The organism is Mesorhizobium sp. NZP2298 (assembly GCF_013170825.1).
Lineage (GTDB): Bacteria > Pseudomonadota > Alphaproteobacteria > Rhizobiales > Rhizobiaceae > Mesorhizobium.
On sequence record NZ_CP033365.1, the window covers coordinates 2,342,592 to 2,359,352 of the forward strand.

Annotated in this window: 17 protein-coding genes; 5 read left to right on the plus strand and 12 right to left on the minus strand. The window is 62.9% G+C overall.

What is annotated here, in order from left to right; genetic code table 11:
* Positions 1-178: 178 nt before the first annotated feature.
* Entirely contained in the window at positions 179-874 is a 696-nt protein-coding gene (gene ctrA / locus EB231_RS11270) for a response regulator transcription factor CtrA (protein WP_006203583.1), read from the plus strand.
* A 192-nt stretch (positions 875-1,066) separates the two neighbouring features.
* Here ctrA and EB231_RS11275 read toward each other — a convergent pair whose 3' ends face one another.
* Both EB231_RS11275 and chpT read right to left on the minus strand, forming a co-directional pair.
* Positions 1,067-1,435, minus strand: a complete 369-nt coding sequence (locus EB231_RS11275) for a response regulator (RefSeq protein WP_056578130.1) — start codon at positions 1,433-1,435, stop codon at positions 1,067-1,069.
* A 216-nt stretch (positions 1,436-1,651) separates the two neighbouring features.
* A complete protein-coding gene (chpT, locus tag EB231_RS11280; protein ID WP_172348869.1) occupies positions 1,652-2,281 on the minus strand; it encodes a histidine phosphotransferase ChpT in 630 nt (209 codons plus the stop codon).
* A gap of 387 nt (positions 2,282-2,668) precedes the next feature.
* Here chpT and EB231_RS11285 point away from each other — a divergent pair, with 387 nt between their 5' ends.
* Both EB231_RS11285 and EB231_RS11290 read left to right on the plus strand, forming a co-directional pair.
* Positions 2,669-3,205, plus strand: a complete 537-nt coding sequence (locus EB231_RS11285) for a DUF1134 domain-containing protein (protein ID WP_246741013.1) — start codon at positions 2,669-2,671, stop codon at positions 3,203-3,205.
* 159 nt (positions 3,206-3,364) lie between these two features.
* Positions 3,365-4,516: a hypothetical protein gene (locus tag EB231_RS11290; RefSeq protein ID WP_172348871.1), complete on the plus strand. Its 1,152-nt coding sequence runs from the start codon at positions 3,365-3,367 to the stop codon at positions 4,514-4,516.
* Between the two features lie 35 nt (positions 4,517-4,551).
* Here EB231_RS11290 and EB231_RS11295 read toward each other — a convergent pair whose 3' ends face one another.
* From EB231_RS11295 to EB231_RS11315, 5 genes are all read right to left on the minus strand, one after another.
* Positions 4,552-5,349, minus strand: a complete 798-nt coding sequence (locus tag EB231_RS11295; RefSeq protein WP_172348872.1) for a TrmH family RNA methyltransferase — start codon at positions 5,347-5,349, stop codon at positions 4,552-4,554.
* A gap of 103 nt (positions 5,350-5,452) precedes the next feature.
* Positions 5,453-5,797: an ArsR/SmtB family transcription factor gene (locus EB231_RS11300; RefSeq protein WP_056578376.1), complete on the minus strand. Its 345-nt coding sequence runs from the start codon at positions 5,795-5,797 to the stop codon at positions 5,453-5,455.
* A 155-nt stretch (positions 5,798-5,952) separates the two neighbouring features.
* On the minus strand, positions 5,953-6,735 hold the full coding sequence (locus EB231_RS11305; protein ID WP_172348873.1) for a HugZ family pyridoxamine 5'-phosphate oxidase: 783 nt from the start codon (positions 6,733-6,735) through the stop codon (positions 5,953-5,955).
* 145 nt (positions 6,736-6,880) lie between these two features.
* On the minus strand, positions 6,881-7,642 hold the full coding sequence (locus tag EB231_RS11310) for a 3-hydroxyacyl-CoA dehydrogenase (protein ID WP_172348874.1): 762 nt from the start codon (positions 7,640-7,642) through the stop codon (positions 6,881-6,883).
* A gap of 123 nt (positions 7,643-7,765) precedes the next feature.
* Positions 7,766-8,290, minus strand: a complete 525-nt coding sequence (locus tag EB231_RS11315; protein ID WP_172348875.1) for a GNAT family N-acetyltransferase — start codon at positions 8,288-8,290, stop codon at positions 7,766-7,768.
* Between the two features lie 265 nt (positions 8,291-8,555).
* On the opposite strand from EB231_RS11315, the gene EB231_RS11320 reads away from it, so the two are divergent.
* Positions 8,556-9,545, plus strand: a complete 990-nt coding sequence (locus tag EB231_RS11320; RefSeq protein ID WP_172348876.1) for a glutathione S-transferase family protein — start codon at positions 8,556-8,558, stop codon at positions 9,543-9,545.
* A gap of 1 nt (position 9,546) precedes the next feature.
* On the opposite strand, the gene EB231_RS11325 is transcribed toward EB231_RS11320, so the two are convergent.
* Positions 9,547-10,041, minus strand: coding sequence for an NUDIX domain-containing protein (locus EB231_RS11325; RefSeq protein WP_172348877.1), 495 nt, complete (start codon positions 10,039-10,041; stop codon positions 9,547-9,549).
* Positions 10,042-10,112: 71 nt separating this feature from the next.
* On the opposite strand from EB231_RS11325, the gene EB231_RS11330 reads away from it, so the two are divergent.
* On the plus strand, positions 10,113-11,042 hold the full coding sequence (locus tag EB231_RS11330; protein WP_172352871.1) for a metallophosphoesterase family protein: 930 nt from the start codon (positions 10,113-10,115) through the stop codon (positions 11,040-11,042).
* Here EB231_RS11330 and EB231_RS11335 read toward each other — a convergent pair.
* The 4 genes from EB231_RS11335 to leuA form a co-directional block, all read right to left on the minus strand.
* Positions 11,026-11,640 carry a hypothetical protein gene (locus EB231_RS11335; RefSeq protein WP_172348878.1) on the minus strand — a complete coding sequence of 205 codons (615 nt, stop codon included), beginning with the start codon at positions 11,638-11,640 and terminating at the stop codon, positions 11,026-11,028. The two genes, EB231_RS11330 and EB231_RS11335, sit on opposite strands and share 17 nt — an antisense overlap.
* 109 nt (positions 11,641-11,749) lie before the next feature.
* Positions 11,750-12,553, minus strand: a complete 804-nt coding sequence (locus EB231_RS11340; RefSeq protein ID WP_172348879.1) for an alpha/beta fold hydrolase — start codon at positions 12,551-12,553, stop codon at positions 11,750-11,752.
* Positions 12,554-12,776: 223 nt separating this feature from the next.
* A complete protein-coding gene (locus tag EB231_RS11345; RefSeq protein ID WP_172348880.1) occupies positions 12,777-14,540 on the minus strand; it encodes a tetratricopeptide repeat protein in 1,764 nt (587 codons plus the stop codon).
* 242 nt (positions 14,541-14,782) lie between these two features.
* Positions 14,783-16,543 carry a 2-isopropylmalate synthase gene (leuA, locus tag EB231_RS11350; RefSeq protein ID WP_445299304.1) on the minus strand — a complete coding sequence of 587 codons (1,761 nt, stop codon included), beginning with the start codon at positions 16,541-16,543 and terminating at the stop codon, positions 14,783-14,785.
* Positions 16,544-16,761 lie beyond the last annotated feature (218 nt).

Sequence of the window (16,761 nt, forward strand, 5' to 3'; positions counted from 1 at the left end):
GGTCTGGGATTCGTTATTAGATTCAAGAGGGTGTAGAAAGGGGTTAAAAAATCTGATACCGTCATGGACGGGAAATTAGGTTTTGTTAACCATTCGATGGCAGCCTCTGCACAAGGCAACCACTGCTCCGGGGCAGGACGGGTCGTGAAATGGTCCGGCAGCAGAAAAGGGGAATGAAATGCGTGTTCTGCTGATAGAAGATGACAGTGCAACCGCACAAAGCATCGAACTGATGCTGAAATCGGAAAGTTTCAATGTCTATACGACGGACCTCGGCGAAGAGGGTGTCGATCTGGGCAAACTCTACGACTACGACATCATCCTTCTCGATCTCAACCTACCCGATATGTCCGGCTACGAGGTCTTGAGAACGCTTCGTCTCTCCAAGGTGAAGACGCCTATCCTCATCCTCTCCGGCATGGCCGGCATCGAGGACAAGGTTCGCGGCCTGGGCTTCGGTGCCGACGACTACATGACGAAGCCGTTCCACAAGGACGAGCTGGTGGCGCGCATCCACGCCATCGTGCGGCGCTCCAAGGGCCACGCCCAGTCGGTCATCACCACCGGTGACCTGGTGGTCAACCTCGACGCCAAGACCGTTGAGGTCGGCGGCCAGCGCGTGCACCTGACCGGCAAGGAATACCAGATGCTGGAGCTGCTCTCGCTGCGCAAGGGCACCACGCTCACCAAGGAAATGTTCCTCAACCATCTCTATGGCGGCATGGACGAGCCGGAGCTGAAGATCATCGACGTCTTCATCTGCAAGCTGCGCAAGAAGCTCGACGCCGCGTCCGGTGGCCAGAACTACATCGAGACGGTCTGGGGCCGCGGCTATGTGCTGCGTGAACCCGAGGACATCCGCGTCAGCGCCTGAGCCACCCGACTGTTGTCGTCTTCGACAAAAAACCCGGCTTCGGCCGGGTTTTTGCGTCAGCGGTCAGCAATGGCGGTGGCTGCCGGAGCAATTCCAGGAAGGCGTGACACGGTTTTCCGTCCGGATTTGCGTGCAAGACAATGAGATAGAGCGGTTCGGTGTTTCCATGAAACGGTGAACCGTTCCGGCGTCTCAGGCTGCGATCTTAAGGGTGCGAAAGCGCTCGAGCAGCTGCGGGCGATTGAACGGCTTCAGGAGATAGCCCTGGGCGCCTGCGCGCTTGGCCCGCATGATCGACGCGATATCGAGTTCGACCAGCGAGATCAGGATCTGCGGCTTTATCGGACTCTCCATGGCGCGTACGCGGCGGATGAGGTCAACCGCCTGGACGTCCGGCAGGGCACCGTCGACCACGATGATGTCGGGCATGTCGGCGGCGCACATCTCCAGTGCATCAAGCCCGCTGGCCGCTTCGATGACCATCATGTCGGAACCGCCCAGGATGCGTTTTGCAACCTTCCTGATGACGCTTGAATCGTCGACGAACATGCAGCGTTTCATTCCGGGTCCTCTTTGCCCTTGGGCAATCCGGTCGTGCGGGGCATCTGCTGCGCACCCTAGACCAATCTGGTAAAGAACCCGGAAAGCCATTGGGTAAAATTTTTGCAAAGATGCGTTTGAGAGGCTTTTTCTTTGCGGATGCTTCGATGGCGCTTCCGGCTGAGCCATCACGACAATATTACGCCGCTGAAATACTTTGCTCTGTCGACAAGCTGCTCAGGCTGCCGAAAGTACGATTTCTTCCGCCGTCGCGTGGATCGATATCGTCATGCCGGCCTCGCGGGCCAGAAGCAGTGTATAGTAGGGCTGCACCGAATGCGCATCGATCGGCTCTTCCGGCTTGTGGCCGGAATGCAGTTCGAGGAATTTCGGCGGCACGCGCAGCATCGGGCCGCTTGCCGACAGGGAAATGCGCGGCTCGGTTTCGAGATTCTCGAGGGTGACGACCAGCTTGCCGCCACGCGGAATGGCGGCATTGGCGACCAGGATCAGGTTGAGCAGCAGCTTGACCTTGTTCTTGGGCAGCAGCGCGCGGGCCCCGTTCCAGGTCAGTTCCGGCTTTTCATTCTTGAGGAAGGCGATCGCCACCGCTTCGGCGTCGCCGGTGTCGATCAGCATGCCGGCAGAACCGGCCGCGCCGAAGGCGATACGGGCGAACTGCAGCCTGGCCGAAGCGTTCATGGCGCTCTGGCGGATGAGCCGCATGGCGTCTTCGTCGGCGCCGCCCTCGTCAAGCAGTTCGAGCCCGTTGTTGATCGCGCCGACCGGCGAGATGATGTCGTGGCACACGCGGCTGCACAGAAGCGCCGCCAGGTCAGGCGCGGAAAGGGTGAACAGATCGGCCATCGGTGAAAATCCCTGCAAAATTCCACAATTCGTGGCCGAGCGATTGATTATCGCGCCTGCGCACACGAATCATGCTCCAACCCGAGGCTTTCTGAATACACAGCACTCGTAGGTACAGCAACAAACCCAAAATTGTCGTCTGGCAAATGGCGTGTTCGCGCAGGCCGCCGGCGCCGCGCGACCCCAAAGCCAGCCTTCGAACCGCCATCTTCCTGTGGGAGTTAATGGTTGAAAAAGAATTACGGCATAGTTTGCCCCTAACTGTCATCCTTAACGGCCGCCTAAAGAGCCGGACCGGATGCGAGGCGTCGGCGAAAGTGCTCCATGACGGAGATTGGAAGCATGTTTTCCCGATTCTATGACCGGAGTGTACTCCGTGTCTTCTCAATGGCGATCACGCTCATCGGCGTCCTCGTCTTCTCGACTTCAGCCCTGCGGGCCCAGGAATATACCGCTCAGGAGATTGTCGATTCCGGTCACAAGTTCTTCGGCGCGACATCGGGCGGGCTCGCCACGGTCGTGGAGAAGATCTTCGCCTCCTACGGCCTGCCCAATGGCTATCTCCTCGGTGAGGAGGGGTCGGGTGCGCTGATCGGCGGCCTGACCTATGGCGAAGGCACGCTCTACACCAAGAATGCCGGCGACCACAAAGTGTTCTGGCAAGGCCCGTCGCTGGGCTGGGATTTCGGCGGCGAGGGGTCCCGGGTGATGATGCTGGTCTACAATCTCGACGATGTCGGCAACCTCTACAACCGCTATGGCGGCGTGGCCGGTTCGGCCTATGTGGTGGCGGGTGTCGGCTTCAATGTGCTGAAGAACAACAATGTGCTTCTGGTGCCGATCCGCACCGGTGTCGGCGCCCGGCTCGGCGTCAATCTCGGCTACCTGAAGCTGACCGAGCGGGCGACCTGGAATCCGTTCTGATTCCAGTCCGCCGTGACCGCAATGCCGGCTTTTCCGTGGGAATTGTAGGTCGGTGATGATGCATGCGCCGCGGCAGGCTCTTGCCGCAGCGCCGGATTTCCGCCATGCCAGTATGATGCGGTCCAGTCCAGGTGGTTGCCGCCGATAGCGGGTTGTCTTTTGGTTCAGTCGGTCCTGTTCTTTGCCCTCGGCTTTCTCTGCGCCGGCTTTCTGGCGCTGATCGTGGCCCCGGCTGTCTGGCGGCGAGCGGTCTCCCTGACCCGCAGGCGCATCGAGGCCTCTATCCCGCTGACGCAGGCCGAGATCCAGGCCGACAAGGACCGGATCAGGGCCGAGTACGCCATGTCGACGCGCCGCCTCGAGATGAACGTCAAGGCGTTGCGCGAAAAGGCGGCGGAACAACTCGTCGAGATCAATCGCGGCCGCGAGGCGTTGAAGGGGCTGGCGGTCGAGCGCACGGACAAGAATCACGCGCTCGCGGAACTTGGCGCCAAAAACGAAGCATTGCGGCAGCGTGAAGAGGAGCTGCACCAGCTTTCTGAGCGGCTCAAGGAAACCGAACGCAAGCTGGAGAAGCGGGCGCTCGAACTCGAAAAGCTGGAGCACATGTACGACGACGCCAGTTTTTCCTCCAGCAGCCGGCAAATCGAGCTCGTGGCGCGCGAGTCCGAATTGCAGAAGCTCGCCAGCGACATCTCGCTGCTGCGCGGCCAGCGCAAGGAAGCCGACCGGCGCCATCAGGAAATCGCGGCCGAAAGCAAGGCCGCGCGCGATGCCCTGAAGGCGGAGAAGAAAAGGGCGGCCGAACTCGACAAGAAGGTCGAACGGCTGCTGGCGACGCTCGCCGACCGCGAGGACAAGCTCGACCGGCGCGAGAAGGAACTGGTGCGGCTGCGCGAAAAGGCGAAGGCCGAGGACGGCGCACCGGCCTTGCGGCTGGTCGGCAGGCCGGATGAAGCGGGAAGGGATGACGAGGCCGCGAGGCGCGACGACCTGGACCAGGCGATCGCCAAGCTCGACAGCGATCGCGAACGGCTGGAGGCCAGGTTGACGGCGCTGGCGCGCGAGAACAAGCGGCTCAAGGCGGATCTCGGCGCCGTGGCATCGTCGGGTTCGGCGAATGGCAGCGCCGCGCTGCGCGAGCAGATGAACGAGTTGGCGGCTGAAGTCGTCCACCTGACGGCCAAGCTCGAGGGACCTGATTCGCCGATCGCAAAAGCGCTGGCGGGCCCGCAGGACGGCCGATCCGACGGCGGCGACCTCAGTCTCGCCGACCGCGTGCGGGCGTTGCAGAAAGCGGCCACGAACTGAAGTGGCCGCAGTGCCACCGTCGTGCTCTTGCTGCGCTAATGATGTGAGAAATGATGCAGGGCGATGGCCGAGGCGGCGGCGACGTTCAGGCTGTCGAAGCCTTTCGACATTGTGATCCGCACGGTCTGCAGGCTGGCTAGCAGGTTTTCGGGCAGGCCTTCGCCCTCGGTGCCGAGATAGAGCGCCAGGCGTTCGGCCGGCCTTGCATCGCGTATGTCGGTTCGCCCGCGCGGCGACAGGGCGAATTGTTCAAAACCCCGTTCGGCGAGCGTTGCGACAAAGCCAGGGGCATCGGTGAAGGATGCGAACGGGATCTTGAGCGCGGCGCCGACAGAAACGCGAATTGCCTTGCGGTATAGCGGATCGCAGCATGTCGCGTCCATCAGCACCGCATCGGCGCCGAAGGCGGCGGCATTGCGAAAGATCGAACCCATATTGTCGTGGTTGGCGATGCCGACCAGCACCACCACCAGGGCCCGGTCGGGCAAGGCATCCAGCAATGGCCCGGTCGCTTGCGGCGGCTCCTTGCGGCCGATGGCCAGGATGCCGCGATGCATGTGGAAGCCGGCGATCGCGTCCATCACCGCACTGGTGACGACATAGACCGGCAGGTTCGCCGGCGCCTTGTACAGGATGTCGCCCAGGCCGCCGAGCCGGTTTTCCAGGACCAGGATGGATTCGGCGCCGAAGCGGCCAGACGACAGGAGCAGGTCGAGCACCACCTTGCCTTCGGCGACGAAACGCCCATGCCTGCCGGCGAGATCGCGTTCGCGGATATCAAGATAGGCGGCGACCCTGGGATCGCCCGGGTCTTCGATGCGAATTGGGTCCATATCCTCCGCTCAAATATCGAGAGCGTGGTTTGTGCGTCGAGGAAGACGCGCAGGCCACGTTCCGGAAATCGTCAGCGAGGTAGACGGCCGCGGCCGCGTCCGGTCAAGTGCCGGCGCGGCGCAATCTCTGCGCCATCTGGGACAGATCCTCCTTGCCGCCGCCGAAAATACCATCCAGCACGACAAGCAACTCGCGCACCGCATCGGAGTTGCAGGAGTAGTAGATCATCTGGCGGTCGCGGCGGGTTTCCACAAGGTCAAGCGCCCGCAACTTGGCCAGATGCTGCGAGAGGGCGGATTGGCTGAGCATCACCTTTTCGGCGATAGCGCCGACCGACATTTCACCGTCGATCAGATGGCTCATGATCAATAGCCGTTTTTCGTTGCCCATCAGCATCAGAAATTCGGCAGCCGATTCGGCGTTGGCGATTAGCTTTGTCGAGACCATGAATGCCCCATGCTGTTTGCTCATCAAGGCGCCATGGGGGCAATGGTGCCTGAATCCATAAATCCACTAGCGAAAGGCCACCGACGAGTCAGCGCCCTTCACGAAGGGTAGAACATTTCTTTCAAATCTCAAGTGTTGCTTTCGATCAAATGCAATTAAGTTTCGTTGGTTGCCTGCCCGGCAGCAGCCCGGCCGCTCCTGGCCATGGCGACCAGAATGGGTCGCAGGTCCTGTGCTGCCACCAGGGGTTGCGGAAAGAATACCCGGCAAACATTGTCTTTCGACACCAAATCCATGCCATCGGCGTCCAAACCCGCGATGCTCCAGCCGTCGCCAGATGCCCCGGCATAATGATGCGCATAAACCGCGATCGCGTCGAGATGATCCGCGTTCATGTGCTCGATGGCGGATTGTTCGCTCGCCGCAAGCTCTTCGACGACGGGCCCGCCGGTGACGAGATCGGAGCGATCGAGCAGATAGGCCTTGCCGAAACCGCCATTGAGGCTGGCGCGCTCCGGCTCGAGGCGAAAGATCGAGAAGTCGCCAAGCGCGGCATAGAGGCTCGCCTTGGGATTGCGGTTGAGATAGCGGCGCTCGGCACGAGCATGCGCGTCAGAGCCGCGGTCCAGCCGCGACGCCCGGCAGATCAGAGTCAGGCGCGGATGCGCCAGCGGGTCGCCCTTGCCGGGCTCGCCGAGCAGCAGGGAACAGCGGGGATCGGCAAGGATGGCAGGCGTATGCGCCGAAAGCATCGAGACCAGGATCAGCGGCACGCCGTCGATGTCGGTGGCGACACCGACCCGGCTTGCCAGCGGCGACCCGGTCTGCACCTCCAGCACCGCCAGTGCGCCGAAGCGGGCACTGCGCAGAAGTGTTTTCGCCAATCGGATTGCCTCGGCGTCGGTGTCGCGGATCACATCCTTCTTTCGGTCGTCCAAGGTTCTCGCCCTGCTAAGTTGATTTTTCTATTCCACTTATCAGACGATGATGCCGCTCTTGGCAAGCGTTCCATGCATGTCGCCATTCTAAAACCGCCCGGCACCCGCGACTCGAGGCCGTGGGCAGGCTCTTGGGCGACATGCATTACCTCGGCGCCATGCGGATGGCGCCGTCGAGGCGGATGGTTTCGCCGTTCAGCATCTGGTTTTCTATGATGTGCATGGCAAGGGCGGCATATTCGGATGGTTCGCCGAGGCGGGACGGGAAAGGCACGGCGGCGCCCAGGGAGTCCTGCACGTCCTGCGGCATGCCGGCCATCATCGGGGTCTTGAAGATGCCGGGCGCGATGGTGCAGACCCGAATGCCGGAACGGGCAAGGTCGCGCGCCACCGGCAGTGTCATGCCGACCACGCCGCCCTTTGAGGCGGAGTACGCGGCCTGGCCGATCTGGCCGTCATAGGCGGCGACCGAAGCGGTGTTGACGATGACGCCACGCTCGCCACCCTGCAGCGGCTCGAGCCTGGCGGCGCGGTCGGCGACGAGGCGGATCATGTTGAAGGTGCCGATCAGGTTGACCTCGATCACCTTGCGGTATTGGTCGAGCGGATGGGGCCCATCCTTGCCGATCGTCTTCACGCCAATGGCGATGCCGGCGCAATTGACCAGGATGCGCGGCTCGCCCAGCTTGCTTGCCGTCTCGGCGACGGCTGAGGCGCCACTGTCGGCGCTGCTGACGTCGCATTGCACGGCAATGCCGGCGATGTCGGCCGCGACCTTGGCGGCGCGATCGATGCCGACGTCGAAGATGGCGACGCGAGCGCCCTTGGCGGCAAGCGCACGCGCCGTTGCCTCGCCAAGGCCGGAGCCGCCACCGGTCACGATCGCGATCTGGCCGTTCGGATTCATGGCGTCATCCTTTCCTAAAAGCGGTTCAATTCCCGTGGGAAACCGTTTCACATTTTTCCTGGAATTGCTCCAGGAGGACACGACGGATCAGGCCTAGATCGAGGGGCCAGGTCAAGCCATCGCCTAGACGTGCTCGGCGACCCTGGCCTGGCTGGCATGACCGACCTCGCCCGTGAGCCTGGCAACCGCGCCCGGCGTGATCTCGTGCGACAAAAGGCGGTCGAGGTCGACGGGACGCGGCATCGAGATCTGGCCGCGCGGGATGCGCTTGAAGCCGAGCGGCCCGTAATAGGGTTCGTCGCCGACCAGTATGACGGCCGGTGCCCCGGACTTTGCGGCGGCCTCCAGTGCGATCGCCACCAGCCGGCGGCCGATGCCGAGATTCTTGAAGGCCGGCCGCACGGCAAGCGGCCCGAGCATCAGCGCGCGGCCGGCACCGGCGGCAATGCGGGTCATGCGCACCGAGGCGACGACGATATCGCCGTCGACCGCGACGAAGGACAACCCACGCTCGTGGCCGCCGGCTTCGCGGATCTTGTAGGCGGCAAGCACGAAACGGCCAGGCCCGAAGGCCTCGTCATTGATGGCTTCGATTTCAGGGTCGTGCGCCGGAGTTTCCGGCAGGTATTTCACGTCGGCAAGGCTCATGGTCTTTGCGTTCCGGTAGAGGAGGAAAGGTTGCTGCGAACGGCAGCATTCGCCAGTCAGCGCTTCAAGCGCGGGCGCCCTTTCGTCGTCGGTCAAACCGGATCAAAGCAAAGTCGAACATGCGGAGTGTCCGCTAGCATCAATTTTCGGCCGCCGCAATCGGCGCCTTCGCTGGCCCTATCGATTGACAATCTGTTCAGCCCTGAATGATTTCCGGCCTGCCGCATCGCGCTCTACATGAGGTGGAAACGCGAAAGGACATCCCATGGGATTGCTGGTCGACGGCAAATGGCAGGACCGCTGGTACGGCACCAAGGAAAGCGGCGGCAAGTTCGTGCGGCCGCAATCGCAATGGCGCGACTGGATCACGCGCGACGGAACGCCCGCCGGAGACCGCGGCCGCGGTTTCAAGGCCGAGCCCGGCCGTTATCACCTGTATGTCTCGCTCGCCTGTCCGTGGGCGCACCGGACGCTGATCTTTCGCGCGCTGAAGAAGCTCGAGGGGATTATCTCGGTCTCGGTTGTGCATCATTTCATGGGCGCGAATGGCTGGACGTTTCTCGCCGAAGACGGAGCCACCGGCGACACGCTCTACGGCCTCGATTTCCTGCACGAGATCTATACCAAGGCGGATCCAGCCTATTCGGGCCGGGTGACGGTGCCGGTGCTGTGGGACAAAAAGGAGCAGACCATCGTCTCCAATGAGTCTTCCGAAATCATCCGGATGCTCAACTCAGCCTTCGACGAATGGGGTGACGCCAGCCTCGATTTCTATCCTGAAGCGTTGCGGGGCGAGATCGATGCGATCAACGCGCTGGTCTATCCCGCCATCAACAACGGTGTCTACCGCGCGGGCTTCGCCACCACGCAGGCGGCCTACGAGGAAGCCTTCGGCGAGCTGTTCTCGGCGCTCGACACTCTGGAGGATCGCCTTTCCAGGCAACGCTATCTGGTGGGCGATCGCATCACCGAGGCCGACTGGCGGCTGTTCACCACGCTGGTGCGTTTCGACCCGGTCTATGTCGGCCATTTCAAGTGCAATTTGCGCCGCATCGCCGACTATCCGAACCTGTCGAACTATTTGCGCGACCTCTATCAGGTGCCTGGTGTCGCCGGCACGGTGAACCTGCATCACATCAAGGCGCATTATTACGGCAGTCATGAAACGATCAATCCGACACGGATCGTGCCGGTAGGGCCGGAACTGGACTATGCCGCGCCGCATGACCGGGCCCGGTTCGGGGAGCTGGCCTGATCTACCAGTGGGGCGATGTCGGCTCATCCCGAAAAACCTCGGCGATCCGCCGGAGCGTCGCTGGCGTCGTGCCTTCCGGCAAGCGATCCAGCGGGAAGAAACCGGCTTCGGCGATCTCGTGGTCCGGCTGCTTCGGTGCCGTCTGGCTGAAATGCTCGATCAGGTACAAACCGACATGGTCGCGGCGGCTGGAGCGGCGGTTGAAATGCATCGATTTGAGAACCGGCGGCGCGGTCAGCGCGATGTTGCCTTCCTCGGCGAGTTCCCGCGCCAATGCTTCGGCCAGCGTTTCGCCTGTTTCGACGCCGCCGCCGGGAAGCTGCCAGCCCGGCACATAGGTATGTCGGATGAGGAAAACCGAATTGTTGGCGGCGTCATGGATGAGGCCGCGCACGCCGAGCGTCATTGGCCGCCGCAGCACGAAATAGAGATGGAACAGTCTGGCGCGCAGCCCCGGCCAACCGGTCTGGCGGAAGGCATCTTCCGGATTTGCCATCAGGTGCGAAACCCTGGGTGATAAGGAAACCTTGAGTGGAAAGCGGGACGCTGGTCGCCTATGAGGGATGGATGTTCAGGCTCGCGCATATTTCCGATGTCCATCTGGGGCCGCTCCCCGATGTATCCTATCGCGATCTCGCCTCCAAGCGCGTGCTCGGCTACGTCAACTGGCAGCGCAACCGCCGCCGTCACATGCACGATGCTGTCATCGATGCCATCACCGCCGATATCAAGGCGCAGAACCCCGACCATCTCGCGGTCACCGGCGACTTGGTCAATCTGGCGCTCGACGGCGAGATCGAGATGGCCAAACACTGGCTGGAGACGCTGGGATCGCCGCATGATGTTTCGGTGGTTCCGGGAAACCACGACGCCTACGTGCCTGGCGCCTTCGACAAGGTCTGCCGCGCATGGGCGGCCTGGATGAGCGGCGACGGCGTCAACGCACCGGTCGACCGCAACGCATTTCCCTATCTGCGCGTGCGCGGCAATGTCGCGCTGATCGGCGTCTCGACGGCGCGTGCCACGGCTCCCTTCATGGCCAACGGCTTCTTCATGGAGGGGCAGGCGGAGCGGCTCGGCAAGATCCTTCGCGACACGGCCGCGCAAGGCCTGTTTCGCGCGATCATGATCCACCATCCGCCGGTGCGCGGCGCCGTCTCGCAGCACAAGCGCCTGTTCGGCATCGCCCGCTTCCACAAGATCATCCGCCGGCACGGCGCGGAGCTCGTCCTGCACGGACATTCGCATCTACCCTCACTGTTCCAGATCGGTCCGCGCGACGCCAAGGTTCCGGTGGTCGGCGTCGCCGCCGCCGGTCAGGCGCCGGGAGGCAAGCATCCGGCGGCACAGTACAATCTGTTCGACATCGATGGCGAAAAGGGCAATTGGCGGATCCGCCTGACGCGGCGCGGCCTGACCGGGCCTGCGATACCGCCTACCGATCTGCAGACCATGGAACTGGGTGTGGAGGCCAGCGCTTCTATTGCCGCAGGCTGAACACCATAGCCACGAGGCGGTCCCAGAACAGGGCAACCGACACCGCCAGGCCGACCAGGGCGCCGGCAGCGATCAGGCCAAGGCCTGACAGGAAGGCCGACCAGCCCTTGCCGCGCGTCGTCGAGCGCAGCGGCGGCTCGGCTTCCGTCACCTGGGCGCGCTTCATGCCGGCGACGGCCGGTTCGACCCCGCCTTCCATCATCCTCTGCCGCTCGACGATGCGCTCGGCGACATAGCGAGTCACGGAATCGGCAATCGGCTTCATCTCGGTCGATTCGGCAAGCACCACGCGGCCAATGCGAGTGTCCTTGAGGAAGCGGTAGGTGCGGCGGTCGCGGCCCATCGCGACATGGCTGACGGCATCGATCCACAGGCGCGGTTGTAGCCCGGAGGAAACGACGAAATCGAAATTGTCCATGTCGGCGGGCACGTCGGCGAAGACAGGCGCAAGTTCAGCTGCCAGGAGATCGAGGCGCATGCGATGCGCCTCGCGCATGTCGATGACGACATCGTCGCGGTCGGCGAAGGCGTTCTTCACATCACGGATTGCATCGGACAGTTTTCTCGACGGATCGATCTTTTCGCCTGCGTCCTTCATCGGCGTCTGCCTCGCGGGGTTGGTTAACACGCAGTTAACACAGCCGCCGGCAAAATGCACTGGCGAGATAGACGGCGCGCGGCGCTGGGCACCGTTGCGGCGGAAGACCTCAACCAGTCGCGGTGGCGAGTCTCGGGCGAATGGTCCTGGCGCGACGGTTCATATTGCGCTGGATGATGTTAGCCACCAGATCGGGTGCTTCCTCGACCAGCATATGGCCGGCCTCAAGCACGTGATGCACATGAAAGCGCGCCGGCAGGTCATCCGCCTGGGTGAAGGGCAGCACCGCGTCATCACTGCCCCACACCACCATCACCGGCATGGCCAGCCTCTCCAACTGGTCGCGCGGGATGACGCCTTGCCGGTCGTCCCTGGTCATGGCGGCGGCGATCTCGACGAGTTTTTCCAGTTGCCCGGGCCGTTTGCGCATGTCGCAGAGGGTGTCGGCGGCGTGATCAAAAGGCCGTGCCCGTGGTCCCGACATCGCTGCAAGGCAGGCGCGGATCTCGGATGGGCTGCGTGCGCCGGCATAGCGACGCAACAGTGGCCCGTTGATTTCCGGGCCGAAGCCGCCGGGCGCCAGCAGGGTCAGCGAGGCCACCTTCTCCGGCTCGGCCAGCGCCATCAGGGTCGCCACCGCTCCGCCCATCGAATGCCCTACGAGATGGATCCGTTTGGCCGCGCGCGCCGCAAGATCGGCAAGAACAGCCCTTGCCGCGACCTTTGCAGGCCCGGCGCCCGGAAAATCGAGCGACAGGCCATGCCCCGGCAAGTCGTAAGCAAGCGTGCGCACGGAAGGCGCGAGCGAGGCGACCACGTCGCGCCAGCCGTCGGAGCAACCGCCAAAACCGTGCAGCAGGACGATGGTCTTCGAGCCAACACCCTGTTCGGTGGCATGGAGCGATGAGATCATGATCGCGGAAGGTGTTAAATTGCGGGAAAACTCGAAATGTGGGTGGATTGCTCCTTGTCCAGCCGGATGACCAGTAAAGTTTTCGCGACTGGCGCCTGGGCGCGAGCATGCGATTCCATGGCTTTGACGGCAAAGCCGGCTAAATCAGCGCGATTGTGGCTTTATCCGCCGCTCGCGGGCGTCCAACCATCCGTTGGTCCAAACAGGTCCGGTCTATTGGACATCAGCTGGCGTTGCCGAGTCCGGCGGCGCGCAAGGCGCCGACCAGGCGTTCGGTCAGGTCGGCCGGATATTTTCGGTCGATGAAGGTCGCACGCGGATTGACAGCGAATCTCGGGAACTTGGTGCTCAGCTCATCGATCAGCTTTCGCGCTTGACCGTCCTGGCCGGAGATCCTGGCGCCGATCAGGCGGGCGGCGAGGTAGTGCGATTTCGTTGCGGTCGTTCGCAGGGCGGAACTGGCGATGGCCGCCTTGTTCGCGTCGCCGAGCATGAGTTCGCCAGCGAAAAGCCCGAAATCCCACCAGGTCGGATGGCCGCTGGAGGCATCCACCGCATGGGCCAGGATCGGAGTCCCCTCGGCGTACCGGCCGGTGAAGATCAGCCCATAGCCATAAGCGGCGGCCATGGCGAGATCGTAGGGATTAAGGTCATAGGCCTTGCGCATCCAGCGCAGGGCCTCGTCGGCGTTGCCGATACGCGAATTGATGTAGCCGTAGGAGCGATGCGCATAGGGGCTGGTCGGCCCCATCTGCACGGCGCGATGCGCGAATGTCATCGCCTTCTCGATCGTCGCGTCCGGCGGATAGGCGTAGTGGTCGTTCACAGCCTCCAGATGCAGCGAGGCGAGCTCCGAATAGACCAGCGGCGATCTGGCGCCATTGTCGGCAAGGGTTTCGAGGCAGCGATAGGCGGCCTCGTGCGTCTTGGCGTTCTGGTCGAGATAATATTTGTCGTTGAGCAACAGGCATTGCGTCAGTGCGGTCTGAATGCCGCTCTGCTCGATATAGCTGTAGATGGTGCCGGACGCGGGAAGGGCGGAACTTAGTATGCCGGCGATACGGTCCTCGACGGCCGATGGCGCGCTGTCGGCGGCGGTCAGGTTGCGCGACAAAAGTACCCGTCCGGTCGCCACGCTCTGCAATTCGATGGTCACGTCGCCAGCACCCGGTCCAGGCAGGACATCGAAGATGAAGCTTGTCGCGCTGGCGACCGAATCGGTCTTGTCGACTGTGTCGCGACCAATGAAGTCGATAGTGTCGAAGCCGCTCAGGCCGGCGCGGAGCGCCGCGGCAACGCGGCTGGCGTCGGTGCCGCCGGCCTTGACGGCGATATAGACGAGCGGCAAGGCCTCGCTCGCAGGCGACGATGCGATGCTGCTGGTCTGGCCGGCGGCCTCGACCGCTGCCGGCACGTCGCCGCCCGCGAGCAGCGCGCCGCTGCCCTGACGCATGATCAGAACGCTGAGCATGGCGATGACCAGGGCGATCGCCATCCAGAAGAACCTGAGATGGCGCGCAACCGAGGGACCGGCAGAGGGCACGGCAGGCAATCCCGCGGCGGGGGCAGCGTCGCCGGATGGTTCGGGCAGAGCAGGCGCAGGTTCGGCCTGTCCGGCAGGTTCCACGGTTTCCGGCAAACGGATCGCGTTGAGCTCATAGGCCGGGACGTAGCCGCCGCGTGGAATGGCGATGCGGACGGGTTCGGCGATGCCTTCATTGGCGAAATACTGCTGCAGCAGTTCGCGCAGCCTGCCTGCCTGCACTCGCACCACGGCATCGGTCGACGGATCGAAATCGCCGTCCTTGCCGAAGACGTCCATGGCGATGGAAAAGCCCTTCAGCCTGTCGGCTTCGCCGGCCTGCTCGCGTTCGACGAGATAACGGATCAGCTTGCGCGCGCGCTCGGATCTTCCGAACGTTTCGCTGGCAAGCAGTCGCTCCAGTGTCTCGCGCACTGCGGGGGCGGCAGGCGTGGCATGCTGCAAGTGTCGATCCTCTCGAAGTCGGCACAGGTTGAGGCACGATCATATAGTGCCCGCATCGCCACACAAGTACGCAGCCCTTATGCGATCGCGTACCTAACCGGATAATTTTCCGGTGGTTAATGGCCAGGGGCGCGGTCGGTCACGGGACGACGCGGATGGATGTGGCCAAGCTCTTGTTCCGGCTTGAAAAAATAGCGGCGCGAGAGCCAGTCGAATCTCTCGCGCCGATGACCCGCAAAATGCTACCGCGCCTTGCGGCCGACGATGCGGTTGGCGGCCGAAGTCACTGCTTCCAGCGACGCGGCGACGATGTTGGTGTTGATGCCGGCGCCGAACAGTTTGCCGCCGGGATACTCCATCTCGACGTAGGAAATGGCCGAAGCATTCGAGCCGCGCTGCATCGAGTGCTCGGAGTAATCGAGTACCGACATCTCGACGCCGACATGGCGCGACAGCGCGTCGACGAAGCCGTCGATCGGACCGGTGCCGGTGCCTGATATGGTCACTTCCTTGCCGTTGTCGAGGATGACCGCCTCGACAACGCGCCGGCCCTTCACCTCGGTATCGGGATAGGTGTGGTGGTCGAGGAATTTCAGGCGCGCGCCCGGCTGGTCGATGTAGGTTTCGAGGAAGCTATCGTGGATGCGCTTGGCCGGCACCTCCTTGCCTTCGGCGTCGGTGATCGCCTGGATCGCCTGGCTGAACTCGATCTGCAAATTGCGCGGCAGGTTGAGGCCATAATCAGCCTGCAGCACATAGGCGATGCCGCCCTTGCCCGACTGCGAGTTGATACGGATGATCGCCTCGTAGCTGCGGCCGACATCGGCCGGGTCGATCGGCAGATAGGGCACTTCCCACAGGCTGGTGTTGGCCTTCTTCAAGGCCTTCATGCCCTTGTTGATGGCGTCCTGGTGCGAGCCGGAAAAGGCGGTGTAGACGAGTTCGCCGACATAGGGATGACGCTCGGGGATCTTCAGCTGGTTCGAATATTCATAAACGTCCTTCATCCGGTTGATGTCGGAGCAGTCGATGCCCGGATCGACGCCTTGCGTGTACATGTTGAGCGCCAGGGTGACGATGTCGACATTGCCGGTGCGTTCGCCATTGCCGAACAGCGTGCCTTCGACGCGGTCGGCGCCGGCCATCAGGCCGAGCTCGGTGGTGGCGATGCCGGTGCCGCGGTCATTGTGCGGATGCAGCGAGATGATCAGATTTTCGCGGTTGTCGAGATTGCGGCACATCCATTCGATGCGGTCGGCATAGACGTTGGGCGTCGACATCTCGACCGTCGACGGCAGGTTGATGATCAGCTTGTTGTCTGAAGTCGGCCTGACGATCTCGGTAACGGCGTTGCAGATCTCCAGCGCCACTTCGAGCTCGGTGCCGGTAAAGCTCTCCGGCGAATATTCGAAACGGTAGCCGCCGCCGGCCTTGGCCGCCATGTCGGTGATCATCTTGGCGGCGTCGGTGGCGATGCGCTTGATGCCGCCGACATCTTTTTCGAAAACGACGCGGCGCTGCAATTCGCTTGTCGAATTGTAGAAATGCACGATCGGGTTGGTGGCGCCCTTCAGCGCTTCGAAGGTGCGGGTGATCAGTTCGGGCCGGCACTGCACCAGCACCTGCAGCGATACGTCGGCGGGGACGTTGCCTTCCTCGATGCACCAGCGGGCGAAGTCGAAATCGGTCTGCGAGGCCGAGGGGAAGCCGATCTCGATTTCCTTGAAACCCATGTCGAGCAGCAGGCCGAACATGCGTGCCTTGCGCTCATGGCCCATCGGATCGATCAGCGCCTGGTTGCCGTCGCGCAAATCGACCGAGCACCAGATCGGCGCCTTGTCGATCACTTTCGAGGGCCAGGTCCGGTCGGTGAGGCCTACGGTCGGATAGGGCTGATATTTGCGGGCCGCGTCCGGCATGCCGTGGGCTGACTGGGTCACGCCGTTTGGAGCATTCTTGCCGGCTACCGCGGCATCAGGGCGGATTTCTTCTCGTGCGTTCATCGTCTTGTTCTCCCGGCGGCCCTCGGATCCGTCTTGGACGGATGGGTGGCGAGTGGCGCCTTTACCAGATTTTCGTTCGCTTGATATGACTGCCAAGGAGCATGCGCTTGCGCGGCGGTTCGACCGCCGGGCGCTCCTTCAGCGAACCCGGCGATCGCCGATAAGGCCGAGAAGAAGCAGGGTCGAGGCAAGCGCGCGCACGGTCTCGCCGGCAAAGC

What these genes read in the sequence shown, in the direction of transcription:
- ctrA (WP_006203583.1), top strand. Translation starts at nt 179, where the DNA reads ATGCGTGTTCTGCTGATAGAAGATGACAGTGCAACCGCACAAAGCATC.
- EB231_RS11275 (WP_056578130.1), bottom strand. Translation starts at nt 1,435, where the DNA reads ATGAAACGCTGCATGTTCGTCGACGATTCAAGCGTCATCAGGAAGGTT.
- chpT (WP_172348869.1), bottom strand. Translation starts at nt 2,281, where the DNA reads ATGGCCGATCTGTTCACCCTTTCCGCGCCTGACCTGGCGGCGCTTCTG.
- EB231_RS11285 (WP_246741013.1), top strand. Translation starts at nt 2,669, where the DNA reads ATGGCGATCACGCTCATCGGCGTCCTCGTCTTCTCGACTTCAGCCCTG.
- EB231_RS11295 (WP_172348872.1), bottom strand. Translation starts at nt 5,349, where the DNA reads ATGGACCCAATTCGCATCGAAGACCCGGGCGATCCCAGGGTCGCCGCC.
- EB231_RS11300 (WP_056578376.1), bottom strand. Translation starts at nt 5,797, where the DNA reads ATGGTCTCGACAAAGCTAATCGCCAACGCCGAATCGGCTGCCGAATTT.
- EB231_RS11310 (WP_172348874.1), bottom strand. Translation starts at nt 7,642, where the DNA reads ATGAATCCGAACGGCCAGATCGCGATCGTGACCGGTGGCGGCTCCGGC.
- EB231_RS11315 (WP_172348875.1), bottom strand. Translation starts at nt 8,290, where the DNA reads ATGAGCCTTGCCGACGTGAAATACCTGCCGGAAACTCCGGCGCACGAC.
- EB231_RS11320 (WP_172348876.1), top strand. Translation starts at nt 8,556, where the DNA reads ATGGGATTGCTGGTCGACGGCAAATGGCAGGACCGCTGGTACGGCACC.
- EB231_RS11325 (WP_172348877.1), bottom strand. Translation starts at nt 10,041, where the DNA reads ATGGCAAATCCGGAAGATGCCTTCCGCCAGACCGGTTGGCCGGGGCTG.
- EB231_RS11330 (WP_172352871.1), top strand. Translation starts at nt 10,113, where the DNA reads ATGTTCAGGCTCGCGCATATTTCCGATGTCCATCTGGGGCCGCTCCCC.
- EB231_RS11335 (WP_172348878.1), bottom strand. Translation starts at nt 11,640, where the DNA reads ATGAAGGACGCAGGCGAAAAGATCGATCCGTCGAGAAAACTGTCCGAT.
- EB231_RS11340 (WP_172348879.1), bottom strand. Translation starts at nt 12,553, where the DNA reads ATGATCTCATCGCTCCATGCCACCGAACAGGGTGTTGGCTCGAAGACC.
- leuA (WP_445299304.1), bottom strand. Translation starts at nt 16,543, where the DNA reads ATGAACGCACGAGAAGAAATCCGCCCTGATGCCGCGGTAGCCGGCAAG.